Here is a 24,162-nt window from a genome sequence, read left to right on the forward strand (position 1 = left end):
GAATGACGCTCTGCCGGTTTGGAGATTCTCGGGTCGAAGCTGTGCTTCGCCCGAGAATGACAGAGCCGATTACAAAGCCCGGCAGGCCGCCTCCAACCAATCCCTGGCCTCGCCCGCGACCAGCGGCGAAAGCTTTTCCCAGACCTTGGCGTGGTAGTCGTCGATCCAGGCGATCTCGCCGTCGTCGAGCATGTTCTTGTCAATCAGCGCCCGCTCATAGGGGCACCAGGTGATCGTCTCGAAGCCGTAGATCGTGCGCTCGGCGCCGGGGATATGGCGCTCCTCGACGACGATCAGGTTCTCGATGCGGATGCCGTAATGGCCTTCCTTATAGTAGCCGGGCTCATTGGAGAGGATCATGCCCGGCTCCAGCGGCGTGGTGCCGAGCTTGGAGAGGCGCTGCGGTCCCTCATGCACCGAGAGATAGCTGCCCACGCCATGGCCGGTGCCATGGTCGAAATCGAAGCCGCCCTGCCAGAGCGGCAGCCGCGCGAAGGCGTCGAGCTGCGCACCCGAAGTGCCCTTGACGAAGACCAGCCGGGAAATCGCGACATGGCCCTTGAGCACGCGGGTGTAGCGGTCGCGCATCTCGGCGGTGGGCTCGCCGACGGCGATGGTGCGGGTGATGTCGGTGGTGCCGTCCTCGTACTGCCCGCCGGAATCGACCAGGAAGATGCCGGGCTCGATGCGCCGGTTGCTGGACGCCGTGACGCGATAATGCGGCAGTGCCGCATTGGGGCCGGCGCCGGCGATGGTGGTGAAGGAGACGTCCTTGAGCAGGCCGGTTTTCAGCCGCTCGTTTTCCAGCGCCGCGACCGCGTCGATCTCGGTGAGGCCGCCCTTCGGCGCCTCGCGGGCGAGCCAGGACAGGTAGTTCGTCATCACCGCGCCGTCGCGCAGATGGGCGGCGCGGCTGCCGGCGAGTTCCGCCGCGTTCTTGCGGGCCTTCATCAGGGCGATGGGGTCGGCGCCGGCATCGGGCGTGCCGCCGGCCTCGCGGATGAGCGTCGCCAGCGCCGAGGCGGCGGTCGAAGCATCGAGCCTGACCTTGGCCTTGGCGGCGCCGAGCTTCTGCAACTGCCGCTCGAGTTCGGCCGGCGGCGCGATCTCGCCGACCGCGCCGATGGCATCGCCGGCCTCGTTGGTGATCTTCTCGGGCGCGAGGAAGACGGTTGGGCGGCCTTCGCGCGGCACGATGGCATAGCCCAGCGGCAAAGGCGTGTGCTCGACATCGCCGCCGCGGATGTTGAAGGTCCAGGCCAGGGCATGCGGGTCTGAGACGACGAGCGCATCGACCTTGGCCTCGGTCAGCGCCTTCTGGATGCGGGCGAGCTTGGAAGCCGTGTCCTCGCCGGCATAGTCGGCGCGATGCGCCTTGACGGGGGCGGCCGGCGGGGCAGGGCGGTCGCTCCAGAGCGCGTCGATCGGGTTTCTCGCGACGGGAACGAGCGTGCCGCCGGCGGCCGCGACGGCCTTTTCCAGCTTCGCGACGCCATCGGTGGTGTGAAGCCAGGGATCGTAGCCGAGCTTGCCCCCAGCCGGCAGGTTCTGCTCGATCCAGCGCTCCAGCGGTGTCTCTTCCATGCGGACGGGCGTGACGACCTCGGTATCGGTCTGTTCGGCCGATTGGATGGTGTAGCGCCCGTCGACGATCAGCGCCGCCTTCTCGGCCAGCACCACGGCATTGCCGGCCGAGCCGGTGAAACCGGTTAGCCAGGCGAGGCGGGCCATATGGCCCGGCACATATTCGCCCTGGTGCTCGTCGGCGCGCGGCACGACGAAGCCGTCGAGGCCTTGCGCGGCCAGGGCCAGCCGCAGCGCGGCGACACGGCCGGCGACCTGCGCCGGGTCGCTCGGCTCGGTGAAGGACTGGAAGCGGCAGGTCGGGATGATCGATTCGGTCATGGCGGGGTCCGGCATAGCGTGCGCCATCGTCGCGCTCCATCGGCGAAAGCACCAGTGCAAATGCGTCGGCGTGGCGATGCCTCTTCCGTAGGACCGCGCTGCCTCGCCGATCCGCATTGTGCCATTTCGTTATGCAATCTACGCAAATATTAACGAGATCGGACTTGTTGCATGCGTTTTGTGCATATCTCGCATATGCGAACACATCTTCTCGCAAGTGCGAAATGAGCCCATTTTAGTCGCATAAGAGAACGAGGAAGCGACCGGGACTGTCCTTCGTTTTTCGGAGATGGACCCATGACCTACGTGTTGAACAATGCCGACGTATTGCCCGTGCCCGTGGTGGCCGGGACGACGACGCGCTCGGAAAAGCCCGGCCTGCTGCGCCGGCTCCACGCCGCGATGATCGAAAGCCGCATGCGCTCGGCGGCTCGCGAGCTGCGGGCCCGCAATCTTCTCATCGATGAGGCGGGGATCGTGCTCGGCGGGATTCCGTTCGCGAGCCTGTCCAACGACCGGTCGCTGCCCTTCAACCGCTGAATCTTCGGCGCGCCTCTCGCTGCGCCGCAACCGAACGGAGCCACAGCATGATCGCCCTCATCAGGCATGTCGCCGAACAGATCGCCGACGCGGCGAAGTTCGCCGTCGCCGTCTGGCATGACGCCCGCAGCCTGCAGGCTGAGGCCGAGGCCAAATACGGCCGTATCGACTTCTGAGATCGACGCTGACGACCGCGCGCCGCCGGGCTGCTGAAGCTCGCGGCGCCGGAGGTCAGGCAGGGCGGCGGGGCCTCGGGGCTGCGCCGCCTTTTTTCATGGTCAGCGTCGCCCAGCCTTCGCGCAGCGATTGGCTGACGAGGTAGATGCTCTGGTGCCGGTAGGCCGAGGCCACGCCGGCGACATCCATCGCGAGCAGCCCCGACAGGATGAGCGTCCCGTCCGGTGACAGGGCCCGGGCGATCGAGGGGGCGAGGCGCTTCAGCGGCCAGGCGAGGATGTTGGCGAAGATCAGGTCGAAATGGCCTGTGCGGTTCGCCTTGGCATGGCGCAAGCCTGGCGCGACATAGAGATCGAGCGCGTGCGGCGCGTGGTTGAGGCGGGCGTTATGGGCGGAGACCTCGACCGCGATCGCGTCGATGTCGCCGGCAACGACCTTGCGCTTGATCTGCTTGGCGAGCGCCAGCGCCAGGATGCCCGTGCCGGTGCCGACATCGAGCCCGTGGCGCGGGCGACGCTTCTTCAACTCGGCATCCAGAGCCAGCAGGCAGCCGGCGGTGGTGCCGTGATGGCCGGTGCCGAAGGCGAGTGCCGCCTCGATCTCGATCGATACGTCGTTGATGCGCACGACATCCCGATCATGCGCGCCATGGACGAGGACGCGGCCGGCGCGCACGGGCTTCAGCCCGTCGAGGCTGTTGGCCACCCAGTCCTGCGTATTCACGGTGCTGAACGGGGTCTCGTCGACGAGATCGCCGACGATCGGCCGCAGCAGGTCGCGCACCGCCGCTTCGTCCGGGTGGTTGGCGAAATAGATCTCGACCTTCCACGGCGCGTTGAGCGAAAGCGTGGTGACACCTTCCTCGATCTCGAAGGCCGAGATCGCGGTCTCGGTCGGATCGAAGATCTCGCCGAGCAATTCGGTCAGGGCCCGGGCCTTCTCGCCCGAGGTGGAGAGTTCGAAGACGGTCGCGACCGTCGCTGGCAGAAGGCCTTCGCGCATGCGCTGCCCATAGCAGGGCGGATGAGGGATGTCATGGCTGTCATCGACGGGCTAGGCTGATGCCGAGGCAGAGCGGGGGAACAGCCGATGTTTTCGCATATCTGTGTCGGAACCAACGACTTCCGCCGGGCGGAGGCCTTCTATACGGCCGTGTTCGACGTGCTGGGGCATCCGCTGCGCTTCCGCGATCCCGATCATGCGGCCGCGGCCTGGCAACCCAAGGGAGCCGAGCGCCCGCTGTTTTTCCTGACCCGGCCGTTCGACGGTTCGCCAGCCGTTCCCGGCAACGGGCCGATGACAGCGCTTCTGGCCGCGAGCCGGGCCGAGGTCGATCGCTGCCACGCGGTGGCCCTCGCCTCCGGCGGCACCTGCGAGGGGCCGCCGGGGCTGAGAGCGCATTATCACCCCGATTATTATGGCGCCTATGTCCGCGACCCTGACGGCAACAAGCTCTGCGTCTGCTGCCATCGTGCGGAATAGGCTGCCTGCTGGTCAGGCGTGCTGTGCGTTCAGCCCGGCGAAGACCTGCGCGAAACTGCCGGTCGCCTCGGCATAACGCAGAGGCTTGCAGCGTTCGACGATGACTTCGCCGGCCTCGGGCTGCGTTTCGAGGATCGTCATCACTTCGCTGGTGAAATCGGCCAGCGGCATGGCGGCGGGATCGACCGCCTGCTGTGCGCCCATCAGTTCGGTCTGCACATAGGGAGGGGCGATCTCGATGACCTCGACCGAGGTGTGCTTGAGCTGCTCGCGCAGGCCGGTCGACCAGGAATGGATCGCCGCCTTGGTCGCGCTATAGGTCGGGGTCACTGCCAGCGGCACGAAGGCGAGGCCGGAAGAGACGGTCAGGACCGTGGCGCGCGGCTGCTTCAGGAGATGCGGCAGCAGCGCGGTCGTCAGGCGGATCGGGCCAAGCAGATTGGTCGCGATCGTCTCCTCGGCGATGGAGAGGTTGTCGGCGGCCGGGACGTTTTCGGGCTTCATGATGCCGGCATTGTTGAGGACGGCATTGAGCTTGGGGAAACGCTCGACGACTTGCCGGGCGAAGGCCTCGATATCGGCCTTGTCCTGGATGTCGAGCAGCGTCGAGGCCATGCCGGGATTGGCGGCGGTGACCTCATCGAGCACGCCTTCGCGGCGCCCGGCAATGATGATCTGATTGCCCCTGGCGTGAAGGGCCTCGGCCAGCGCGCGGCCGATGCCCGAGCCGCCGCCGGTGATCAGGATGGTGTTTCCGGAGATGTTCATCGCAAAGCCCTCTGAATGGTTGCGCTTCACGAGGTGGCATCAGTACTCTTCAAAAGAAAGAAGGCGCCAGAAAGTGCCATACGCACTAAAAGGAGAGTGTGGGATGCAGGCGATCCGAAGCGCCATGGGCGCGATGCACGCCAGGAGCAGCGCGCTGCCGCCGGTGAGCCCGGCGGTGGAGTCGCTGGTGCGCCAGGTGATCGCGCAGGTGGCGGACAAATGGACCATGCTGGTGCTGGAAGCGCTCGAGGAGCACGGCACGCTGCGCTTCACCGAGATCGGCCGCATGGTCGGCGGCATCAGCCAGAAGATGTTGACCAAGACGCTGCGCGAGATGGAGCGGGACGGGCTCGTCATCCGCACCGTCCATCCGGTGATCCCGCCCCATGTCGATTACACGCTGACCGAGCTGGGGCGGGAGCTCAGCGCCGCCTTCTGCGGCGTCTGGGTCTGGGCCGAGACGTATTATGCCGAGGTTTCGGCGGCGCGGAAGGCTTTTCGCGAGCGGGAGGGCGGGGCGTAAGGCCCTCGCCTCGGCGCTGCCGGATCGCCGGGGACTTCACGCGGCGGTCTTGCCTTGCCTGCGCAGGGAGATGATCTGGACGGTCAATCCGATAACGAGTGCGGCGAGAATGCTGCCCTGCGCGCCGAGAAGGAGCGGGGATTTCAGGTCGGTGACGAATGGGTGGCCGTCCGGGACGCGACGCAGGATTTCGGTCACGGTCGGCAGCATGAGCAGGAAGGCCGTCAGGCTGAGAGCGATTGTTTCGACGTATGTCGCGACCCGTCCGGAGATCGGTAAGCGGCCGACGCTATAGCCAACGATGAGCAGTACGAGCGTGACTGCGCCGACGCCGTAACTGACGGGCTGATGCGCGACGAGGAAAACCGTCGCTGCGCCGATCAGCATCGCAACAAAATATACCGCGCCCGCTTTCGAGCGCGGCACGATCCGGCCATGGACCGTGAACATGTAAGCCGCCGCCGGAATGGCCGGCAGGCTGCCCAGCGTATGCACCCAGCCGAGAGATGAAATGCCGAACATGGAGTGCCCTTTTCATGGGGAGGTGAGGTTGCTCGTGCGTCAGAACGCGATGGCGACAGGGAATGGAAAGTCATGTCTATCTACTAATCGGTAGGCCTAAGCGCGCGGTCTTGCGCCGCCCCGGGGCGGTTGGCTTCAGTGTCGTGCTGTGAGGCGCTCCAACAGCGGGTGTGTGATGACACCGAATATTTTGGGGTCGCCATAGGCGCGGGCCGAGAGCATTGCGCCGTGCACGCTGGCCATGAAGGCTTCCGCCTCGGCCTTGCTCGTGCCTGCGAAACGCAGGCTGCCCTGCTTGGCACCGCGCTCGAGAACCGAGGTCAACCAGGCGGACAGAGCCCGGAAATGGGCGCGCACCTCGACGACGATCTCCTGCGGAAGCACCGGGATCTGGCTCGCGAGGAGCGCGCAGAGGCAGAATGGAGCGCTCGCATCGGCGATGCAGGCCTCCCAATAGCCCGTATAGGCGCGCAATTGCTGGGCTGGGTCAGGGAGTTGGCGTTCGAGAGCGGCAATCCCAGCCTCCGCCTCTTCCCGGTATCGTGCGACGAGCGTGCGGACGAGGTCGGATTTGCTGGGGAAGTGGTGGTGAATGCTCGCATTGCGAATGCCGACCACCTTCGCGATGTCGGCATAGCTGAACCCGTTATATCCGCCCTCGATCAGCAGGGAGCGGGCACAACGCAGGATTTCGTCGGATGTCGTTCCCGAAGCGGCCATGCGGCTTTCTACCTACTAGTAAGTAGATCGTCAAGGCGGCGTCGCTCCCGGCGGGGAGAAATCACCCCGCCTTCTGCACGAAGGAATCCAGCACCATCTTCCGGCCCGCCTTGTCGAAATCGACCGTCAGCTTGTTGCCGTCGACGCTGGCGACGGAGCCGGGGCCGAACTTGACGTGGAAGACGCGGGCGCCCTCGCCATAGGCGGATTCGCCGGATGATTTCGCCGTCAGCTCGCCCTCGATCAGCAGTGGACCGCGCTGGCGCGACGAGCCGCCGAAGCCGCCCGAGCCAAAGCCGCGACCGCTTTCCGAGAAGCCGCTGCCGCCGCCGCTGTTCTTCGCTCGGTTCTCTTGCGCGCGCTGCCAGCCCGGCGTGTTGTAGCTGGAGCCAAAGCTTTCCATCCGGTCGAAACGCGAGGCGCCGTAGCCGCCCTGCGAATAGCTGGTCGGGGCCTGCTCGACCTCGACATGCTCCTCCGGCAATTCGTCGATGAAGCGCGAGGGCAAGCTGGTCTGCCAGAGGCCGTGGATGCGGCGGTTCGAGGCGAAATAGAGCTTCAGCTTCTTGCGGGCGCGGGTGAGGCCGACATGGGCGAGGCGGCGCTCTTCTTCCAGCCCGGCGCGGCCGCTCTCGTCGAGCGCGCGCTGGTTCGGGAACAGCCCTTCCTCCCAGCCGGGCAGGAAGACCGTGTCGAATTCCAGTCCCTTGGCGGCATGCAGCGTCATGATCGAGACGCGCGCCTCGGCCTCGCCGTCTCCGACGTCCATGACCAGCGAGACGTGTTCGAGGAAGGCCGGCAGGTCGGGGAATTCGTCGAGCGAGCGCACGAGTTCCTTGAGGTTTTCCAGCCGCCCGGCGGCGTCGGCCGAGCGGTCCTTCTTCCACATCTCGGTATAGCCGGATTCCTCCAGAACCAGCTCGGCGAGCTCGCCCTGCGGCATATGCTCGGCGCGGGCGGACCAGCGGCCGAAGGCATCGACCAGCTCGCGCAGCGCCGTGCGGGCCTTGGGCTTCAACTCGTCGCTCTCGACCGCGGCGCGGGCCGATTGCATCAGCGAGAAGCCGGTGGCGCGGGCATGGTTGTGCAGAAGCTGGACGGTGGCATCGCCCAGGCCGCGCTTGGGCACGTTGACGATGCGCTCGAAGGCGAGATCGTCGGTCGGCGAAACGACGCAGCGCAGATAGGCGAGCGCGTCGCGGATTTCGGCGCGCTCGTAGAAGCGCGGGCCGCCGATGACGCGATAGGGCACGCCGGCCTGGACGAAGCGCTCCTCGATCTCGCGCATCTGGGCGGAGATGCGCACGAGCACCGCGACCTCGGCGAGGTTGTGCTTCTTCGATTGCATCGCCTCGATCTCGTCGGAGATCAGGCGGGCCTCCTCCTGGCTGTCCCAGGCGCCGGTGATGGTGACCTTCTCGCCGAGTGCATCCTCGGTACGCAAGGTCTTGCCGAGACGGCCTTCGTTGCGGGCGATCAGCTTGGAGGCGGTGGCGAGGATATGGCCGGTCGAGCGGTAGTTGCGCTCCAGCCGGATCACGGTCGCACCCGGAAAATCGTGCTCGAAACGCAGGATGTTGTCGACTTCGGCGCCGCGCCAGCCATAGATCGACTGGTCGTCGTCGCCGACGCAGCAGATGTTGCGGCGGCCCTGGGCCAGCAGGCGCAGCCAGAGATACTGCGCCGTGTTGGTGTCCTGGTACTCGTCGACAAGGATATAGCGGAAGCGGTCGTGATAGGTCTGGAGCACGTCCGGATAGTCGCGGAACAGCGTCAGGCAGTGCAGCAGCAGATCGCCGAAATCGACGGCGTTCAATGCGGTCAGGCGCTCCTGATAGGCGGCGTAGAGCTTGCCGCCCTTGCCGTTGGCGAAGACGGCGGCCTCGCCTGCGGGAACGTCCTTGGGGGAGAGGCCACGGTTCTTCCAGCTATCGATGAAGCCCGCCAGCATGCGGCCGGGCCAGCGCTTCTCGTCGATTCCCTCGGCCTGGATCACCTGCTTCATCAGGCGGATCTGGTCGTCGGTGTCGAGGATGGTGAAGTCGCTGCGCAGGTCGAGCAGTTCGGCATGGCGGCGCAGGAGCTTGGCCGAGATCGAGTGGAAGGTGCCGAGCCAGGGCATGCCCTCGGCGACGGGGCCGACGAGATGGGCGACGCGCTCCTTCATCTCGCGCGCCGCCTTGTTGGTGAAGGTGACGGCGAGGATCTGGGACGGATAGGCGCGGCTGGTCGAGATCAGATGGCCGATGCGGGTGGTCAGCACGCGCGTCTTGCCGGTGCCGGCGCCGGCGAGCACGAGCACCGGGCCCTCCGTCGCCTCGACCGCCTGGCGCTGCTCCGGGTTCAGCCCCGCGAGATAGCCGGCCGCAGGCTGTGCCGCGGCGCGCGCGGCCAGCCCGCCGGGGCGGGGCAGGGGAGCGGAAAAGGCGTCGGTCTCGGACAAGGGTCTAAGCTGCTCGTGCGTGATTCGTTCTCCGGCGAATATAGGGCGTCGATGTCAGGATTGCGCCCTGCCGGAGCGATCATTTTATATCCTGTTCCACAGGGAGGTGGCAGCAATGACCGGACAGGGCGGAGCGGAAAGCTGGGAGGTCAGCAATCAGGTGCCGGCGCTGGCCGAGTACGATGCCTTCGCCGCCGATCCGGTGCTGCCTGGGATCGTCTCGGCCTTCGGGGCCGATTGGGCGCGCGAGCGGCTGCACGAAGCGGGGCGGACCGTGGGCTCGGCGCGGGTGCAGGAGCTGGCCTATCTCGCCAATCGTTACACGCCGGAACTCCGGGCCTTCGATCGCTTCGGCAACCGGATCGACGAGATCGCCTTCCACCCGGCCTGGCACGAATTGATGGGGCTCGCCATCGGGCAGGAGACGCACGCGCTCGCCTGGAACCGGCCGGAGCCTGGTGCGCAAGTGGCTCGGGCGGCCCTGCAATATCTCTGGTACGGGGCCGAGAGCGGCATCTGCTGCCCGATCAGCATGACCTATGCCGCCGTGCCGGTGCTGAAGCAGGATGCGGGGCGGTGGGCGCAGTGGGGGGTGCTCGTCACGTCGAACCGCTACGATCCGCGGCAGGGGCCGGCGCATCTGAAGACGGGCGCGACCGTCGGCACGGCGATGACGGAGACGCAGGGCGGCTCGGATCTGCGGCAGACGCAGACGCATGCGGAGGATAATCGCGACGGCACATGGTCGCTGCATGGACGGAAATGGTTCTTCTCGGTGCCGCATTCGGACGTGTTCCTGACGCTGGCGCGCACGGGCGAGGGCATTTCCTGCTTTGTCGTGCCGGGCTGGCTGCCGGACGGATCGCGCAACGGCGTCGCGATCCAACGCTTGAAGGACAAGGTCGGCAACCGCTCGAATGCTTCCTCCGAGGTCGAGTTCAGGGGCGCGATCGGCCATCTCATCGGCAAGCCGGGTCGGGGCATCCGCACGGGCCTGTCGATGAACCACAATTCGCGGCTCGACATCGCGGCGGCGTCGTCCGGATTGATGCGGATGGCGGTCTCGCTGGCGGCGCATCACGCGCAGCATCGCCGCGCCTTCCAGAAGGCGTTGATCGACCAGCCGATCATGCAGAACGTGCTCGCCGACATTGCCATCGAGGCGGAAGCCGCGGCCTGGCTCGCCTTCCGGCTGTTCGCGGCGCTCGACCGGCAAGATGAGTCCCCGAGCGAGCGCCTGCTGGCGCGGGTCGGGGCGCCGATCGCGAAATACTGGATCACGCGGCGCGCGCCGGCCGTCGTCACCGAGGCGCTGGAATGCCATGGCGGCAACGGCTTCATCGAGGAGAATCCGATGGCGCGGCTCTACAGGGAGGCGCCGCTCAACGCGATCTGGGAGGGCTCGGGCAATGTCATCTGCCTGGACGTGCTGCGTTCGCTGGCGCGCGAGGAGGGCGCTGTCGATGTATTGCGGGCGGAGTTGATGGCGGCTGCGGGCGCGGACCGGGGCTACGATGCGGCTTTAAAACGGCTGGAAGGCGAGTTGCCGGAGATGATGCGCAATGAGGGGCAGGCGCGGCGATTGACCGAGAAGCTGGCGTTGATGCTGCAGGGCTCGTTGCTGTTGCGTTTCGCGCCGGCCGCGGTGGCGGATGCCTTCATCGCGACGCGGCTGGATGGTGGCTGGTCGGGACAGTTCGGCGATCTGCCGCCGGGCGTCGACGCTGCGGCGCTGGCGCGGCGGGCGGTACCGGCTGCTTGAAACGTCATGCCCGGGCTTGACCCGGGCATCTCTTCATCGCTTTTCCGTCACGAGATGCTCGGGTCAAGCCCGGGCATGACGCGAATGCCTCAAGCTGCTTCCGGCTCGAACGTCATCGCCTCGCCATTGATGCAGTAGCGCAGGCCGGTCGGGGGCGGGCCGTCCGGGAAAACGTGGCCGAGATGGCCGCCGCAATTGGCGCAATGGACCTCGACCCGATGCATGCCGTGGCTGTGATCCTCGCTGGCGCCGACCGCACCTTCCAGCGGTTGGTCGAAGCTCGGCCAGCCGGTGCCACTCTCGAATTTCTTGCCCGATTTGAACAGCTTCTGGCCGCAGCCGGCGCAGGAGAAGGTGCCGGCGCGCTTCTCGTAGTTGAGCGCGCAGGAACCCGCCCGCTCGGTGCCGTGGCCGCGCAGGATGCGATACTGCTCGGGTGTCAGGCGCGCACGCCATTCGGCATCGCTGAGCTGGAAGGGGAAGGTTTCGGCCTGCTTCTTCTCGGCGCCGAACATGCTCGTCAGACCCATGATGATCTCCTTCTCGGCGGATGGCTCGCGATGCCATCGGCTCGGTCCGGCCCAATATGGCTTTTCGGCCGCCGATTTTCAGCCCCCTCGGCGCTGGACCTTGTTTCACGATAGCGGCAGCGCGGGCCCCGTCACCGGACCGTCATGCGACTCCTCTAGTCGGCTCGCCACCTTGAAAGGGGAGGCGGGAACCAGTGACGCAATCGGCACGGACGGTTCGGCGGACGACAACGCTGGGCCTCAGCACGGCGGTCCAGCGCAGCAAACGGCTCTCCAAGGCGGGCCTGCTGGAATGGATGTTCACCCGCGCCTTCTCGGGGCTCGTCTATCCGCAGATATGGGAAGACCCTGTCGTCGACATGGCGGCGCTTGCGCTCAAGGCGGACGATCATGTCGTCGCGATCGCGTCCGGCTCCTGCAACGTCCTTTCCTATCTGACCGCGGCGCCGATCCGCGTCAGCGCGGTCGATCTCAACGGTGCCCATATCGCGCTGGGGCGGCTGAAGCTCGCGGCGCTGGGGCGCATGACGGATTACTCGACCTTCCGCCGCTTCTTCGGCGCGGCCGACCGCCGCGAGAACGTCGCCTTCTACGATGGCGAGATCGCGCCGCATCTCGACGCTGTCTCGCGCGGCTACTGGGAGGGGCGCGGCCTCGGCGGGCGCCGCCGGATCAACCTCTTCGCCAACGGCTTCTACCGCTACGGGCTGCTCGGCCGCTTCATCGGCACCGGCCATCTGCTGGCGCGATTGCTCGGCGGCAATCCCCGCGCGATGTTGGCCGCGCGCGATCTCGCCGAGCAGCGGCAGCTTTACGACCGGCATCTCGCGCCGATGTTCGAGCGCAGGCTGGTGCGCTGGCTGGTGCGCCAGCCGGCCTCGCTCTATGGCCTCGGCATTCCGCCGGCCCAGTACAAGGCACTCGCGGCCGATGGCGAGGACGGCATTCTCGGCGCGCTGCGGCTCAGGCTCGAGCGCCTCGCCTGCGGTTTCGACCTGAAGGACAATTATTTCGCGCAGCAGGCCTTCGGACGCCGCTACGGCGAAGGGGCGGATGCGGCGCTGCCACCCTATCTCCAGCCGCAGAATTTCGAGACCGTGAAGGCCCGGGCCGGTGCGGTCGGCTATCGCCAGAGCGCGATCACGGCCTTCCTGGAAGACCAGCCGGCGAAGAGCTGCGACGCCTATGTGCTGCTCGATGCGCAGGACTGGATGAACGATGCCGACCTCACGGCGCTGTGGTCGCAGATCACGCGCACGGCCAAGCCGGGCGCAAGGGTGATCTTCCGGACCGCGGCCGATGAGCGATTGCTGCCGGGCCGCGTCCCGGCCGCGATCCTCGACCAATGGCGCTATGACGAGGCCCGCAGCCGCGATCTCTGTCGCCAGGACCGCTCCGCGATCTATGGCGGCTTCCATCTCTACACCCTGCCAGGGCAGGCGGCGTGAGCGCGTTCGGGGAGACGGGCTCGGCCGCTGGGCTGATGGACCAGATCTACCGGCATCAACGTCACTTCTACGACGCCAGCCGCAAATTCTACCTGCTTGGCCGCGACCAGCTGATCGAGGGGCTCGCGCCCCCGGCCGGCGCGTCGATCCTGGAGATCGGCTGCGGCACCGGGCGCAACCTGATCAAGATCGCCCGGCGCTATCCGGACTGTGAGTGCTACGGGCTCGACGTCTCCGCCGAGATGCTGGCGACGGCCCGGGCTTCCGTCGCGCGCGCCGGGCTCACCGGCCGGATTAGGCTGGCGCAGGCCGACGCGACCGATTTCGACCCGCAGGCGCTGTTCGGGCGGCCGGGCTTCGACCGCATCGTCATTTCCTATGCGTTGTCGATGATCCCGCCCTGGCAGCCGGTGGTGGCAGAGGCGCTGCGGCGGCTCGCTCCGGGCGGTTCGCTGCATGTCGTCGATTTCGGCGACCAGGCCGGTTTGCCGAGCGCGTTCAAGAACGTGCTGTCGCGCTGGCTCGCGCTGTTCCATGTCGCGCCGCGGGAGGACCTGCCGGCGGTGATGCGCGAGCTGGCGCAAGCGGCCGGGGCCGATTGCCGGGTGAGCGCGCCCTATCGCGGCTATGCGGTGCATGCGGTTGCGGAGATGCCGCGCGGCTAGGGCATTTCGCGTCTGGCCGGACCAGCGTCATCGCGAGGAGCGAAGCGACGAAGCGATCCAGGGGCTGGGCCGAGCCGTTCCACCCAATCCCCCGGGATTGCTGCCCTGCGCGCGCAATGACGAGGGTTCTTGGCGGCTGGCTTCGCGACCCGCTATCGTCCCTGGAATGGAAAGCGCCGATCCCCGACGGCCCGAGAGCCGGTTCGATACATTCCGAGACCGGCTGCGCCAGCTCTATCACGGCCGCTCGCCGACCGGGCTGCGCTTCCGGCTTGCGGTGACGATCGTCGATCTCCTGATCATCGCTTTCTTTATCGCGACGCCGGTCCTGCGGGACGCCTCGACGTTCCTCTGGATCGACTATTCGGTCGCCGTCATCGTGGCTCTGGAAATCGCCGCGCGGTTCCTGGCGTCCTCGAACATGCTGCGGCTCCTGCGCCAGCCGGCGGTCATTCTCGACCTGTTCATTCTGGTGACGCTGCTGGCACCCCAGTGGCTGGAGAATTTCGGCTTTCTGCGCATCCTGCGGCTGTGGTCGCTTTCACAGAAGGGGGTCATCTGGGCGCAATTGCGCAGGACTCCCTACCGCGACTGGGAGAACGTCGCCCGCGCGCTGATCAACATCCTGACCTTTCTCTTCGTGGTCACGGGCTTCGTCTTCACCTTCTTCTTCCGCGAAGCCGGCGGTCTGGCGGGCTATGTCGATGCGCTCTACTTTACCGTCGCGACGGTGACGACCACTGGCTTCGGCGACATCACCTTGCCGGGCACCGCAGGCAAGCTGACCTCGATCATCGTGATGATCGTCGGGATTTCCCTGTTCGTGAAGCTGGCGCAGGCGCTGGTGAGGCCCAACAAGGTGACCTTCCCATGCCCTGAATGCGCGCTGCAACGGCATGAGCTGGACGCGGTCTACTGCAAGGCCTGCGGTCACAAGCTCAAGATTCCCGACGACAGCGACTGAGCGCTGCCCGCGCCGTTCAATGCCGGGTTTCGGTCTCGGGCTCGGCCTGATCCTCGACCTGGATCGCACGCTTTTCCGGCATGCCGATGATGCGGCCGATCGTGGCCGGCAGCGGCATCATGCTGTGAGCCGCCTTCATCAGGGCGAGATTGGCGAGGATGTCGGGCGGGAAGGGCGTCACCCGGCGATGGACCATGTCGACATGCAGCGACATGTTCTCGCTGGTGGCGGCGAGCCAGCCTTCATTGGCGTGGCGCATCTCGAGATAGTAATGCAGCCGCTTGTCGTCGAAGGCGATGAGCTGGGCCGTGACGCGGACGAAATCGCCCTCGGTCAGCTCGCGCTTGTAGAGGACGTGGCATTCGGCCGTGAAGGTCGAGGCATGGCGCGTCTCGACATAGTCGCGGGTCAGGCCCACGAGCGAGAAAACCTCGTCCACCGCCCGGTCGAACAGCACATGGTAATAGGCCATGTTGAGATGGCCGTTATAGTCGATCCATTGCGGCTCGACGCGCATGGCCGACGAGACGAAGGGTGCGAAGAACAGCGCCGGGGCGCGCGTCTCGTTTTTCATCCGCGCCTCCCTGTCCAGCGCTTCGTTCAAGGCATGGCAGCGTAATTTGTACTGCCCATCCGGCGGTTGCGTGTTCTACTGTGCATCGGCCCTGCCCGGTGCCAGGAGTCTGGCGCGGGCAGAAAGCGACCACACCGGAACGATCTCGTAATCGTAACCGGTGGCGAAACCGATCTGTTCCAATTCTAAGCGCCAAAACCGGATGTTGACAATGAGCCTGCCCGCCGCGTCGCTTCCCGAAACCTTCAGCGCCGCCGCCGTGCTGCCTCCCTCGCGGGAAGCCGTCGAGACCGTGACGCGGGCGCTCGCCGCGCGCTTCGGCAACCGGTTGGTGACCAGTCTCGCGGTGCGCCAGCAGCACGGCCATACGCTGACCTGGATTCCGAACCAGGCGCCGGACGCGGTGGTGTTTCCGCAGAGCACGGAAGAGGTTTCGGAGATCGTGAGGCTCTGCGCCGCGCATGGCGTGCCGGTCATCGCCTTCGGTACCGGCACTTCGCTGGAAGGCCATGTCAACGCGCCCTTCGGTGGCGTCTGCATCGACATGTCGCAGATGAAGCGGATCGTCGCCGTCCATGCGGAGGATCTCGACGTGGTGGTCGAGGCGGGTGTTACCCGCAAGGAGCTCAACGAGCATCTGCGCGACCAAGGCCTGATGTTCCCGATCGATCCCGGCGCCGACGCCTCCATCGGCGGCATGGCGGCGACGCGCGCCTCCGGCACCAATGCGGTGCGCTACGGCACGATGAAGGACAATGTGCTGGCGCTGAAGGCGGTGATGGCCGACGGCTCGATCGTCCAGAGCTCGACGCGGGCCCGCAAGACCTCGGCCGGCTACGACCTCACCCGGCTTCTCGTCGGCTCGGAAGGCACGCTCGGCATCATCACCGAGGTGACGCTGAAGCTGCACGGCATCCCGGAGGCGATCGCGGCGGGCGTCTGCCCGTTCCCGTCGGTGAAGGCCGCCTGCGATGCGACGATCCTGACCATCCAGACCGGCCTGCCGGTCGCGCGCATCGAATTGCTCGACGATGTGATGATCCGCGGCGTCAACCTGCACGCCAAGCTCGGCCTGCCGGAGACGACGATGCTCTTCGTCGAGTTCCATGGCACGGAAGCGGGCGTTGCCGAGCAGTCTGAGCGCTTCGGCGAGATCGCGGCGGAATATGGCGGCGGTCCCTTCGAGTGGGCGACCAAGGCCGAGGACCGCTCCAAGCTCTGGCAGGCGCGCCATGATGCCTATTGGGCGGCGAAGGCGCTTCGGCCCGGCTTCGACTCGGTTGCGACCGATGTCTGCGTGCCGATCTCGCGACTGGCCGAATGCGTCGAGGAGACCAAGCGGGACATCGAGGAATCCGGGCTGATCGCGCCGATCGCCGGCCATGTCGGCGACGGCAATTTCCACACGCAGCCGCTGGTCGATCTCAACGACAAGGCCGAGGTCGAGCGGGTGCAAGCCTTCATCGATCGGCTGGTGAAGCGTGCGCTGGCGATGGGCGGGACCTGCACGGGCGAGCACGGTGTCGGCCAGAAGAAGATCAAGTATCTCGAGCAGGAGCATGGGCCGGAGGCGGTCGCGGTGATGCGCACGATCAAGCGTGCGCTCGACCCGCAGAACATCCTCAATCCCGGCAAAATCGTCGTTCTGTGACATCGCCGCCGCTTGCGCCGCCCGCGGGCTTCGCCGAAATGTCGTGATCTCGCCGCGACTTGCCGTCATTCTGCTGACAGCTTGATCGTGCATGGCGGCGCCGGTTCGGCCGGCACCGCCCGCTGGTTGCGAAAGGGGCAGAAAGCGGACGTTGCGTGAAACTCTGACAGTTCTCGCCGCCTTGCTGGTGCTGGCGCTGCTGGCGGCCCTGGTCGGCCCCGGCTTCGTCGACTGGCGCGTCTATCGCTCGCAGGTCGAGGCACGGCTGAGCGAGGCGCTCGGCGTCGAGACGCGTGTCGGGGGCGATATCCGCCTGCGCCTCTTGCCCTCGCCGCGGATCACGCTGGGAGATCTGCGGATCGGCGCGCCGGGCGAGGCGAGTTCGGCGACGGTCGAGAACGCCACTGTCGAGCTCGCTCTGGCCTCGCTGGCGCGGGGCGAGTTCCATTTCTCGGAAGCGCGCTTCGACGGCGCCATATTGTCCCTGTCGCTCGATCCGAACGGCGCGATCCGCCTGCCGGAGCGCAGCGGCGCCGGCTTGCCGGCACAGGCCAGCCTTGAGCGATTGACGATCAGCCGCTCGGCGGTGATCTGGCGCGATCCGGGCAAGGCGCCGGTGACGATCGCTCCCGTGGCGGCGGAGGTTTCGGCGGTGAGCCTCGTCGGGCCCTGGCGCTTCGAGGGCGAGGTGGCGGGCAACTCGCTGCGCATCACCACTGGCGAGATGGATGAGGGCGGCCGGCTCCGGGCCAAAGCGTTCCTCACCGGCGACAATCTGCAGTTCAATTTCGACGGGGCGCTGCTCTTTCCACGCCAAGGCGGCGGCAGCGTCGGAGCCGAGGCGGACGGGCTGTTCAACCTGTCGCCCGGCGGGGCGGTCGCGCTTTCCGGCCGGCTGCGTGGCGGCAGCCGCCAGCTCGACCTCTCCGGGCTGACGCTGGACCTTGCCGGCGGCGCGGCGCGGCTGGAAGGCGAGGGGCAATATCTCCCGCCCGGCGGCACGGGCTCGCTCGCGCTCAGGGCCCGGCGGCTCGATGCCGATGCGCTGGCGACGGCGCTGGCCGAGCGCAAGGGCTTCATGCAGGCGCTGCAGGGCCTGCCGGGCAGCCTCGACATCAGCCTCGACCTCGACCAGATGATCTGGCGCGGCGAGGATTTCTCGGCTCTCGCTCTACGCGGGAAGCTGCACGATCAGGGCCTCTCCGACGCCACCGCCTCGCTGCGCGTTGCGGGCGCGCTGGTCGGCGCCAGCGGCAGCGCGAGCGAAACGGAGGTTTCCGCGCGGCTGACGGTCAAGGCCGATGATGCGCGCCGCGTCGCGCTGGTGCTGTCGCGCAATGGCCTCGATCCCGCACTGGCCGAGTTCGTTGCCCGGCTCGGGCGGATCGACGCCGATGCGGCCGGGAGCTGGAGCGCCTCCGGCCTCGCCTTCCAGCGGCTGCTGGTCGCCGGCTCGTCGGGGTTGCGCCTGGAGGCCGCGGGCGAGATCACGGATGCAAAGCTTGCCGCGAAGGCGACGGTGAACGGGCTCGACCTCAACAGCCTGCCGCCCGGGGCGAGCCTCGCCGGGCCGTTCGGAGCGCGCGATATCGCGCTCGACCTGTCCCTGGCCAATGTGCGTTTCAGAAATGCCCCTCCGGGCTCCGCTTCGCTCGATCTCAAGCGCGAGGGCGAGATCTGGCGGTTGAGCCGGCTTTCGGTGGATGGCTTCGGTGGCGTCAGCGTGGCGGGTTCCGGCGCGCTGCTCGCCGAGGGCGGGGATATTTCCGGGCGAGTGCGGGCGCCGCGCTTCGAGACATTGGCCGCGCTCGCCGGGCCGCTGCTGCCGGACAGCGTGAGCCAGGTGCTCGGCCGTGTCGGAGACGGGCTGTCGCGGCTCGACACCGGTTTTCGGCTGACGCGGGCGGCCTCCGGCGAAACCAGTCTTTCGGCCCAGGGTACGGCGAATGCCGGTAAAATCGCCATCGACGGGCGACTCGACCGGGCCGGGACATGGCAGCGGGCGACGCTCGGCTTCGATCTCGCCGACCGGAGGCAGGCCTTTACGGCCCTCGGTTTGCCGGCGCCGATGCAGGGCGGGCCGGGCAAGCTCACGATCGATCTGAGCGGTGGCCGTGCGGTCGGTTCGCTGGCGGGGCCCGGGCTTTCGGTCGTCGTCGAGGATGGCGCAGGCGGGCGGCAACTCACCGTGCAGGCGGATGGGCCCGGCCAGATCCTCGCCGAAGGGCCGGCGCGATTGCTGCCGGACGGCGTGCTCGATGCCCATGCCCGGCTGGCGATGACGGGCGAGGCCGTCAGGCTCGACGACATCGCCACGAATCTGGGAGGCGCCTCCGCTACGGGTTCGCTCACGCTGCCGCGCGAGGGGCGCTATAGCGGGCGCTTCGTCGTGCCTGGAGCCGATCTGCGCGGACTGATCGGCGCGGCGCTGGGTCAGGTCGCTCCGACAGCGGGCTCGCTCTGGTCGACGGCGCGCTTCGGGCGCGTGGCGGAACTGCCGGAGATGGAACTCTCGGTCGAGGCCGGCACGCTGACGCTGCTCGACGGGGTCGTCCTGCAAAAGGCCCGCTTCATGCTGAAAGCCGATCAGGACGGACTCAGGGTCGAGGACATTGCGGGAGGCTATGGCGGCGGGCAGCTCTCCGGGCGGCTCGGGCTGCGGCGCGACGGCGGTCTCGGCCAGCTTAACGGCCGGATCAATCTGGCCGGCGTCGATCTCGCGGGGCTGACGAAAGGGGCGGTCTCCGGCAAGGCCTCGGGGCTGTTCGAACTCGGCGGCTCGGGCGAGACGCCGGCGCGGCTCATCGCGGGCCTGAGCGGCGCGGGCAGCCTGTCGCTTGCCGGCACGCGCCTCGCACGCTTCGATCCCAAAGCCTATGAACGCATCATCGCGGCGACCGGCGAGGACGCTTCCGAGAGTGATGCCTCGCGCCTGCGCGACCGTCTGGCCGAGGCGCTCGACCGCGACGCCTGGACGCTGGGCGATGTGACGCTGCCCTTTACGCTCGCCGGCGGCCTTGTCCGGCTGCAACCCTTCGGTTTCGAGCGCAACGGGATGAAGGCCGAGGCGAGCGGCACCGTCGATCTCAGGGGGCTCACCGCCGATCTCAGGCTCGGGCTGAAGCCGGTCGGGCCGTTGCCGAAAGGCTGGCCGGGCGATGTGCCGCAGATCGGGATCGCCTGGCGCGGGCCGCTCTCCGACCTTAAGCGAGAGAGCGACGTCAGCGCGCTCTCGAACACGGTGGCGGCGCGGGCGCTGGCACGCGAGATCGAACGGGTCGAGGCCTTCGAGGCGGATGCGCGCGAGCGGTCGATGCATATGCGCCGCCTGCGGGCCGAACGCGAGATGCGCGAGAACGAGCGGCAGCTCAATCTCTTCCTGAAGGCGCAGGAGGAGGCGCGCATCGCGGAGGAGAAGCGCCAGGAAGACGCGCGGCGGGCGGAGGAACAGCGCCGACAGATCGAACAGGCGAAGGCAGAGCAGGAGTCGCGGCGCCGTGCCGAGGCCGAGGACCGCGCCAGGGCTGCCGCCGAGCGGGCGGCGGCGCAACCGGCCCCGGCGCCGCAGCAGCCTGGACCACTGCTGCTGCCGAGCGCGCCGCGCGCCAGCTCTCCGGAGGGCACCGTGCAGACGCCGCCCGGGCAGGGGGCTTCGGCGCTTCCACCACCCTTCCAGATTGCGCCCGTGCCACCGCCGCGCAGCGTGCCGTTGAATTGAGAAACCGATTCAGCCGCTTCGCGCGCTGATTCCAGGTTCTTCATCAAGCCGTTGAAATGGCTCGCAATCGCTCAGACGGAGCTTTCGGCCAGCCGGCGGAAATGCGCGAGGGTGTGCAGCCGCAGGGCTGCCGAGAGATTGATGTCGCCGCGTGCGGTGTCGATCTCGGCGATCAGGGCGGCGAGGCTGCGTCCTTCGCCCGCCGCGATCTCTTTCAGCGCATCCCAGAATTCATCCTCGAGCGAGACGCTGGTGCGGTGGCCGGCGATGCTGAGCGAGCGCTTGCGCTCGGGATTCATGCCGGCTCCGGCTCGTCGTCACGCGAGAGGCGATGGCCTTCGACATGGCGCCTCGCCTTCTCGCGCTCGGCCTCGCTCAGGTTGCGCTCGGCCTTGCTGCGGCCGAAGCCGATGCGGTTCTGCTCGGCCGTCTTTTCCGCATCCTCGCGCGCCTTCTGCTTGCGGAAGCGACGGAGGTTGACGATCTCGGCCATGGCGAAGCCTCCGTTCAGGCGGGCTGCAGCATCTTCTCGGGCTTGACCGTTTTGTCGAACAGGTCCGCGGCGACGCCCGCCTTCAGCGCTTCCTCGCGCAGCGTCGTGCCGTTGTGATGGGCCGCCTTGGCGATGCCGGCCGCCTTGTCGTAGCCGATCGCCGGGGCCAGCGCCGTCACCAGCATCAGCGAGCGCGCGAGCAATTCCTTGAGCTGGCCCTCATTGGCCTCGATGCCCTCGACGCAGTTGACGCGGAAGCTCTCGGCCGCGTCGGCCAGGAGCCGCACGGATTGCAGAAACGCGGCGGCGATCACCGGCTTGAAGACGTTGAGCTCGAAATGGCCCTGGCTCGCGGCGAAGCCGATCGTCGCCTGGTTGCCGTGGACCTGGGTCGCGACCATGGTCAGCGCCTCGGCCTGGGTCGGGTTGACCTTGCCAGGCATGATCGAGGATCCCGGCTCGTTCTCCGGCAGGCTGATCTCGCCGAGGCCCGAGCGCGGGCCGGAGCCCATCAGGCGGATGTCGTTGGCGATCTTGAACAGGTCGGAGGCCAGCGCCGCCAGCGCGCCATGAGCGGCGGCGAGCGCGCCATGGCTGGCGAGCGCCTCGAACTTATTGTCGGCGCTGCGGAAGGGCAGGCCGGTCAGCGCCGCGGCTTCCTTGGCAAAGAGCACGGCGAAATCGGGATGGGTGTTGAGGCCGGTGCCGACGGCCGTGCCGCCCTGCGCCAGTGCGTAGAGCCCGCCGAGCGCGGCCTCGATACGGCCGATGCCGAGATGGAGCTGCATCGCATAGCCGGAGAATTCCTGGCCGAGCGTGACGGGCGTGGCGTCCTGCAGATGGGTGCGGCCGATCTTGACCAGGTTCTTGAAGGCTTCGGCCTTGGCGTCCAGCGCCTTTTCGAGGCCGCGCAGGGCAGGCAGCAGCCTGCGCGTGATCTCCAGCGCCGCGGCGATGTGCATCGCGGTCGGGAAGGCGTCGTTGGAGGACTGGCCGCGATTGACGTGGTCGTTGGGATGCACCGGGCTCTTGGCGCCGAGGCCGGCGCCGAGCAATTCGTTGGCGCGGTTCGCCAGAACCTCGTTGGCGTTCATGTTCGACTGAGTGCCGGAGCCGGTCTGCCAGATCACCAGCGGGAAATGCCCGTCGAACTTGCCGGCGAGCGCCTCGTCGGCGGCCTGGCCGATCGCGCCGGCGACGCGCTGGTCGAGCAGGCCGAGCCGGGCGTTGACATGCGCCGCCGTCTTTTTCACCAGGACCAAGGCATGCACCAGCGGCAGCGGCATGCGTTCGCTCTCGCCGCCGATCCTGAAATTCTCGAGCGAGCGCTGTGTCTGCGCGCCCCAGTAGCGATCCGCCGGCACGGCGATGGGGCCGAAGGAATCGGTTTCGGTGCGCGTCTCGGTCATGGGATCAGTCCGTCAGCTCGGTCGTCAGGTCTTCTTCCGGAAGGAATCCAGGCTGACGACTTCGGCGGTGCCGCGATTGTCGTCCTCGCCTTCGCTCGCCGCAGTCGCCGCGTCGGCCTTGTCGTCGCCGTCCTTGGTTCCGCCCTTGGCGGTTTCCGCTTCGGCCGCCTTGGATTTGAGGACGGGGACGCCGGCCGGCACGAGCTTGGCCGGCAGCGGGGCCGGTGCATCGGCCGTTTCGGCCTCGGCCGGTGGAGCGGCCTCCTCGGGCGTGTCCTGCGTCTCGAATTTCAGGCCGAACTGGACGGAAGGATCGAAGAAAGTCGTCACCGCGTCGAAGGGCACGAGCAGCCGCTCCGGCACGCCGGAGAAGGACAGGCCGACCTCGAAGGAATGGTCGCTGGCGCTCAGATCCCAGAACTGGTGCTGGAGGACGATGGTCATCTCCTCGGGATGCTTCTCCCGCAGGCGCTGCGACAGGCGCACGCCCGGAGCCCCCGTGCGGAAGGTGATGTAGAAATGATGCTCGCCCGGCAACCCGTCGCGCGCAGCCTCCGACAGGATCTTGCGGACGACGCCCTTGAGCGCCTCCTGAACCATCAGATCGTAACGAAGGACATCCTTGGACATTGCGTCGACGTTTCCGCTTCACTCCCCGGCGGGAACAGCCGGCAGGCCAAAATGAAAGTGGAGGCTTCTGTTGCCAGGCGCCTCCGAGCCCCGCCTTACGCGGCTAAACGCAAGGGCTTTGGTTTGGGAACCAGCACCGCATTACGCGGCGACAGCAACCCGAGCATTGTTGTCGTTGGCAACTATGCTTTTGGCCCGATAACGGCGGAACCATGCCGAGCAAAAGGAAGTCCTTTACACCCTCGTCGATCCTATTTCGCCCCCGCCAAAGCCCTGCGCGCTTGCGGCAAGGCTCCCTGTCGCCAGGGCTTTGGTGGAGGCGCCGGGTACCGCCCCCGGGTCCGAAAGGCTTATTCCGAAATCCGTTTATCGCCATAGCCGCTCTTGCGAGCGGCACCGTGAATATAGGCATAGCCGCGGCGCGGGGAAAGACCGCCGGCTCGATTTCGACAGGAAGGATCGATAAGGCCGAGCAGTGAGGCTTTCCGGCCTCAATTGAGAATTCGACCATCTCTGACGTCGATGTCGAGGATCATCTCGTCGTCATCGACCGTGCGCCCCGCCAGCTCCCAGCGGTCGCTGGTCCGCGTGATCTCCTCGACATGGACGAGGCCGGCGCTCCAGGCAATCTCGCGCGCCCGGCTTTCCGAGATCGTGCTTTCAGGAATCGTCCGGTCGTTATCGAAGGCGACGATTTGGGCCGCCGCCTGCGAGCCATGACCCGGCAAGGCAACCACGCTCGTGAACAAAGCCACCGCAAGCAGGCGAGCTGCGCCATTCATCCGCGTATCGAACCTCGTGAATCGGAGGCGGGATGAGTAGCGTGGATTGAGGCAAGTTTCGGACAGGAGCCTTCACGGCCGGTCGCGATCCCGTGAGCCCGTCAGATCGTCAGTTGCCGGCCTTCGCGGAGGCGGGTCGCTCCCGCTCCAGCTTCAGCACGGCGCCGTCGCTGGCCCTGAGCCTGATCTCGATCTCCGAGCCGAGACTGTCGCGGCCCTCGACCATCCAGTGGCCGTCGTCGAACTTGATCTCCTCGATGCGGGCGACGCCGTTTTCGGTGGCGATGCGGCGGGCATCCTCCATCGAGATCGTCCTGTCGGACGGTTTGGGCGGCGTTCCGGAAGGTTGGGCCATGGCCCGCGCCGAGAGCGCGAGCGTGGCCATGGCGGCCAGCGCCATCGATCGTCGTGAGAGCATGCGCATCTCTCCCTGTTCAGGCAGCCCATGAGGGAACC

General features: G+C 67.3%; 24 protein-coding genes and 1 other RNA gene. 10 read left to right on the forward strand and 15 right to left on the reverse strand.

Annotation, left to right across the window (positions count from 1 at the left end; genetic code table 11):
* Window positions 1-69 precede the first annotated feature (69 nt).
* Window positions 70-1,905, reverse strand: a complete 1,836-nt coding sequence (locus IED13_RS08965; protein WP_210323551.1) for an aminopeptidase P family protein — start codon at window positions 1,903-1,905, stop codon at window positions 70-72.
* A 297-nt stretch (window positions 1,906-2,202) separates the two neighbouring features.
* Here IED13_RS08965 and IED13_RS08970 point away from each other — a divergent pair, with 297 nt between their 5' ends.
* Both IED13_RS08970 and IED13_RS29085 read left to right on the forward strand, forming a co-directional pair.
* Window positions 2,203-2,445 (forward strand): hypothetical protein, encoded by a 243-nt coding sequence (locus IED13_RS08970; RefSeq protein WP_112763979.1) that lies wholly within the window; start codon window positions 2,203-2,205, stop codon window positions 2,443-2,445.
* Between the two features lie 47 nt (window positions 2,446-2,492).
* On the forward strand, window positions 2,493-2,621 hold the full coding sequence (locus IED13_RS29085) for a hypothetical protein (RefSeq protein ID WP_260368406.1): 129 nt from the start codon (window positions 2,493-2,495) through the stop codon (window positions 2,619-2,621).
* 55 nt (window positions 2,622-2,676) lie between these two features.
* Here IED13_RS29085 and IED13_RS08975 read toward each other — a convergent pair whose 3' ends face one another.
* Window positions 2,677-3,624: a 50S ribosomal protein L11 methyltransferase gene (locus tag IED13_RS08975; RefSeq protein ID WP_191123960.1), complete on the reverse strand. Its 948-nt coding sequence runs from the start codon at window positions 3,622-3,624 to the stop codon at window positions 2,677-2,679.
* An 87-nt stretch (window positions 3,625-3,711) separates the two neighbouring features.
* Between IED13_RS08975 and IED13_RS08980 the strand changes: the two genes are divergently transcribed.
* Window positions 3,712-4,104 (forward strand): VOC family protein, encoded by a 393-nt coding sequence (locus IED13_RS08980; RefSeq protein WP_133563125.1) that lies wholly within the window; start codon window positions 3,712-3,714, stop codon window positions 4,102-4,104.
* 12 nt (window positions 4,105-4,116) lie between these two features.
* On the opposite strand, the gene IED13_RS08985 is transcribed toward IED13_RS08980, so the two are convergent.
* The gene (locus IED13_RS08985; protein WP_191123961.1) at window positions 4,117-4,872 is read right to left on the reverse strand and encodes an SDR family oxidoreductase; all 756 of its coding nucleotides are present in this window, start codon (window positions 4,870-4,872) and stop codon (window positions 4,117-4,119) included.
* A 103-nt stretch (window positions 4,873-4,975) separates the two neighbouring features.
* Here IED13_RS08985 and IED13_RS08990 point away from each other — a divergent pair, with 103 nt between their 5' ends.
* Window positions 4,976-5,395, forward strand: a complete 420-nt coding sequence (locus IED13_RS08990) for a winged helix-turn-helix transcriptional regulator (protein WP_191123962.1) — start codon at window positions 4,976-4,978, stop codon at window positions 5,393-5,395.
* Between the two features lie 36 nt (window positions 5,396-5,431).
* On the opposite strand, the gene IED13_RS08995 is transcribed toward IED13_RS08990, so the two are convergent.
* The 3 genes from IED13_RS08995 to IED13_RS09005 all read right to left on the reverse strand — a co-directional run bounded on the left by IED13_RS08995 (window position 5,432) and on the right by IED13_RS09005 (window position 9,080).
* The gene (locus tag IED13_RS08995; protein WP_191123963.1) at window positions 5,432-5,917 is read right to left on the reverse strand and encodes a hypothetical protein; all 486 of its coding nucleotides are present in this window, start codon (window positions 5,915-5,917) and stop codon (window positions 5,432-5,434) included.
* Window positions 5,918-6,052: 135 nt separating this feature from the next.
* Window positions 6,053-6,637 carry a TetR/AcrR family transcriptional regulator gene (locus IED13_RS09000; RefSeq protein ID WP_038358831.1) on the reverse strand — a complete coding sequence of 195 codons (585 nt, stop codon included), beginning with the start codon at window positions 6,635-6,637 and terminating at the stop codon, window positions 6,053-6,055.
* A gap of 61 nt (window positions 6,638-6,698) precedes the next feature.
* Window positions 6,699-9,080, reverse strand: a complete 2,382-nt coding sequence (locus tag IED13_RS09005; protein ID WP_210323552.1) for an ATP-dependent helicase — start codon at window positions 9,078-9,080, stop codon at window positions 6,699-6,701.
* Between the two features lie 115 nt (window positions 9,081-9,195).
* Between IED13_RS09005 and IED13_RS09010 the strand changes: the two genes are divergently transcribed.
* Complete coding sequence (locus IED13_RS09010; protein WP_191123964.1) at window positions 9,196-10,842, forward strand: acyl-CoA dehydrogenase family protein; 1,647 nt, start codon at window positions 9,196-9,198, stop codon at window positions 10,840-10,842.
* 89 nt (window positions 10,843-10,931) lie between these two features.
* Here IED13_RS09010 and msrB read toward each other — a convergent pair whose 3' ends face one another.
* Entirely contained in the window at window positions 10,932-11,372 is a 441-nt protein-coding gene (gene msrB, locus IED13_RS09015) for a peptide-methionine (R)-S-oxide reductase MsrB (protein WP_112763987.1), read from the reverse strand.
* Window positions 11,373-11,566: 194 nt separating this feature from the next.
* Between msrB and IED13_RS09020 the strand changes: the two genes are divergently transcribed.
* The 3 genes from IED13_RS09020 to IED13_RS09030 all read left to right on the forward strand — a co-directional run bounded on the left by IED13_RS09020 (window position 11,567) and on the right by IED13_RS09030 (window position 14,449).
* Window positions 11,567-12,820, forward strand: coding sequence for a BtaA family protein (locus IED13_RS09020; protein ID WP_260368407.1), 1,254 nt, complete (start codon window positions 11,567-11,569; stop codon window positions 12,818-12,820).
* Between the two features lie 35 nt (window positions 12,821-12,855).
* Complete coding sequence (locus IED13_RS09025; protein WP_191124037.1) at window positions 12,856-13,485, forward strand: class I SAM-dependent methyltransferase; 630 nt, start codon at window positions 12,856-12,858, stop codon at window positions 13,483-13,485.
* Window positions 13,486-13,651: 166 nt separating this feature from the next.
* Window positions 13,652-14,449 carry a potassium channel family protein gene (locus tag IED13_RS09030; RefSeq protein WP_191123965.1) on the forward strand — a complete coding sequence of 266 codons (798 nt, stop codon included), beginning with the start codon at window positions 13,652-13,654 and terminating at the stop codon, window positions 14,447-14,449.
* A 16-nt stretch (window positions 14,450-14,465) separates the two neighbouring features.
* Here IED13_RS09030 and IED13_RS09035 read toward each other — a convergent pair whose 3' ends face one another.
* A complete protein-coding gene (locus IED13_RS09035) occupies window positions 14,466-15,023 on the reverse strand; it encodes a thioesterase family protein (RefSeq protein ID WP_038360011.1) in 558 nt (185 codons plus the stop codon).
* A gap of 211 nt (window positions 15,024-15,234) precedes the next feature.
* On the opposite strand from IED13_RS09035, the gene IED13_RS09040 reads away from it, so the two are divergent.
* Together IED13_RS09040 and IED13_RS09045 are read left to right on the forward strand one after the other, a co-directional pair.
* Window positions 15,235-16,674, forward strand: coding sequence for an FAD-binding oxidoreductase (locus IED13_RS09040; protein ID WP_191123966.1), 1,440 nt, complete (start codon window positions 15,235-15,237; stop codon window positions 16,672-16,674).
* Between the two features lie 151 nt (window positions 16,675-16,825).
* A complete protein-coding gene (locus tag IED13_RS09045) occupies window positions 16,826-20,392 on the forward strand; it encodes an AsmA family protein (RefSeq protein WP_191123967.1) in 3,567 nt (1,188 codons plus the stop codon).
* A gap of 71 nt (window positions 20,393-20,463) precedes the next feature.
* Here IED13_RS09045 and IED13_RS09050 read toward each other — a convergent pair whose 3' ends face one another.
* The 7 genes from IED13_RS09050 to IED13_RS09080 all read right to left on the reverse strand — a co-directional run bounded on the left by IED13_RS09050 (window position 20,464) and on the right by IED13_RS09080 (window position 24,124).
* A complete protein-coding gene (locus IED13_RS09050; RefSeq protein ID WP_191123968.1) occupies window positions 20,464-20,691 on the reverse strand; it encodes a ribbon-helix-helix domain-containing protein in 228 nt (75 codons plus the stop codon).
* Window positions 20,688-20,885, reverse strand: a complete 198-nt coding sequence (locus IED13_RS09055) for a DUF4169 family protein (RefSeq protein ID WP_191123969.1) — start codon at window positions 20,883-20,885, stop codon at window positions 20,688-20,690. Before IED13_RS09055 ends, IED13_RS09050 begins: the two co-directional genes overlap by 4 nt.
* A 14-nt stretch (window positions 20,886-20,899) precedes the next feature.
* The gene (gene fumC, locus IED13_RS09060) at window positions 20,900-22,294 is read right to left on the reverse strand and encodes a class II fumarate hydratase (protein WP_038358814.1); all 1,395 of its coding nucleotides are present in this window, start codon (window positions 22,292-22,294) and stop codon (window positions 20,900-20,902) included.
* A gap of 24 nt (window positions 22,295-22,318) precedes the next feature.
* Window positions 22,319-22,924 carry an SspB family protein gene (locus IED13_RS09065; protein ID WP_112763995.1) on the reverse strand — a complete coding sequence of 202 codons (606 nt, stop codon included), beginning with the start codon at window positions 22,922-22,924 and terminating at the stop codon, window positions 22,319-22,321.
* A gap of 56 nt (window positions 22,925-22,980) precedes the next feature.
* Window positions 22,981-23,358: a transfer-messenger RNA gene (ssrA, locus tag IED13_RS09070) on the reverse strand.
* Between the two features lie 57 nt (window positions 23,359-23,415).
* A complete protein-coding gene (locus IED13_RS09075; RefSeq protein WP_191123970.1) occupies window positions 23,416-23,706 on the reverse strand; it encodes a hypothetical protein in 291 nt (96 codons plus the stop codon).
* A 109-nt stretch (window positions 23,707-23,815) separates the two neighbouring features.
* Complete coding sequence (locus IED13_RS09080; RefSeq protein ID WP_191123971.1) at window positions 23,816-24,124, reverse strand: PepSY domain-containing protein; 309 nt, start codon at window positions 24,122-24,124, stop codon at window positions 23,816-23,818.
* Between the last annotated feature and the right edge of the window lie 38 nt (window positions 24,125-24,162).

Source organism: Allobosea spartocytisi, from assembly GCF_014764685.1.
GTDB classification, from domain to species: Bacteria; Pseudomonadota; Alphaproteobacteria; order Rhizobiales; family Beijerinckiaceae; genus Allobosea; species Allobosea spartocytisi.

Excerpts from the sequence above, each read along its gene's own strand:
- IED13_RS08965 (WP_210323551.1), bottom strand. The coding sequence starts at position 1,905 with ATGACCGAATCGATCATCCCGACCTGCCGCTTCCAGTCCTTCACCGAG.
- IED13_RS08970 (WP_112763979.1), top strand. The coding sequence starts at position 2,203 with ATGACCTACGTGTTGAACAATGCCGACGTATTGCCCGTGCCCGTGGTG.
- IED13_RS29085 (WP_260368406.1), top strand. The coding sequence starts at position 2,493 with ATGATCGCCCTCATCAGGCATGTCGCCGAACAGATCGCCGACGCGGCG.
- IED13_RS08975 (WP_191123960.1), bottom strand. The coding sequence starts at position 3,624 with ATGCGCGAAGGCCTTCTGCCAGCGACGGTCGCGACCGTCTTCGAACTC.
- IED13_RS08980 (WP_133563125.1), top strand. The coding sequence starts at position 3,712 with ATGTTTTCGCATATCTGTGTCGGAACCAACGACTTCCGCCGGGCGGAG.
- IED13_RS08985 (WP_191123961.1), bottom strand. The coding sequence starts at position 4,872 with ATGAACATCTCCGGAAACACCATCCTGATCACCGGCGGCGGCTCGGGC.
- IED13_RS08990 (WP_191123962.1), top strand. The coding sequence starts at position 4,976 with ATGCAGGCGATCCGAAGCGCCATGGGCGCGATGCACGCCAGGAGCAGC.
- IED13_RS08995 (WP_191123963.1), bottom strand. The coding sequence starts at position 5,917 with ATGTTCGGCATTTCATCTCTCGGCTGGGTGCATACGCTGGGCAGCCTG.
- IED13_RS09000 (WP_038358831.1), bottom strand. The coding sequence starts at position 6,637 with ATGGCCGCTTCGGGAACGACATCCGACGAAATCCTGCGTTGTGCCCGC.
- IED13_RS09010 (WP_191123964.1), top strand. The coding sequence starts at position 9,196 with ATGACCGGACAGGGCGGAGCGGAAAGCTGGGAGGTCAGCAATCAGGTG.
- msrB (WP_112763987.1), bottom strand. The coding sequence starts at position 11,372 with ATGGGTCTGACGAGCATGTTCGGCGCCGAGAAGAAGCAGGCCGAAACC.
- IED13_RS09025 (WP_191124037.1), top strand. The coding sequence starts at position 12,856 with ATGGACCAGATCTACCGGCATCAACGTCACTTCTACGACGCCAGCCGC.
- IED13_RS09030 (WP_191123965.1), top strand. The coding sequence starts at position 13,652 with ATGGAAAGCGCCGATCCCCGACGGCCCGAGAGCCGGTTCGATACATTC.
- IED13_RS09035 (WP_038360011.1), bottom strand. The coding sequence starts at position 15,023 with ATGAAAAACGAGACGCGCGCCCCGGCGCTGTTCTTCGCACCCTTCGTC.
- IED13_RS09040 (WP_191123966.1), top strand. The coding sequence starts at position 15,235 with ATGAGCCTGCCCGCCGCGTCGCTTCCCGAAACCTTCAGCGCCGCCGCC.
- IED13_RS09050 (WP_191123968.1), bottom strand. The coding sequence starts at position 20,691 with ATGAATCCCGAGCGCAAGCGCTCGCTCAGCATCGCCGGCCACCGCACC.
- IED13_RS09055 (WP_191123969.1), bottom strand. The coding sequence starts at position 20,885 with ATGGCCGAGATCGTCAACCTCCGTCGCTTCCGCAAGCAGAAGGCGCGC.
- fumC (WP_038358814.1), bottom strand. The coding sequence starts at position 22,294 with ATGACCGAGACGCGCACCGAAACCGATTCCTTCGGCCCCATCGCCGTG.
- IED13_RS09065 (WP_112763995.1), bottom strand. The coding sequence starts at position 22,924 with ATGTCCAAGGATGTCCTTCGTTACGATCTGATGGTTCAGGAGGCGCTC.
- IED13_RS09075 (WP_191123970.1), bottom strand. The coding sequence starts at position 23,706 with ATGAATGGCGCAGCTCGCCTGCTTGCGGTGGCTTTGTTCACGAGCGTG.
- IED13_RS09080 (WP_191123971.1), bottom strand. The coding sequence starts at position 24,124 with ATGCTCTCACGACGATCGATGGCGCTGGCCGCCATGGCCACGCTCGCG.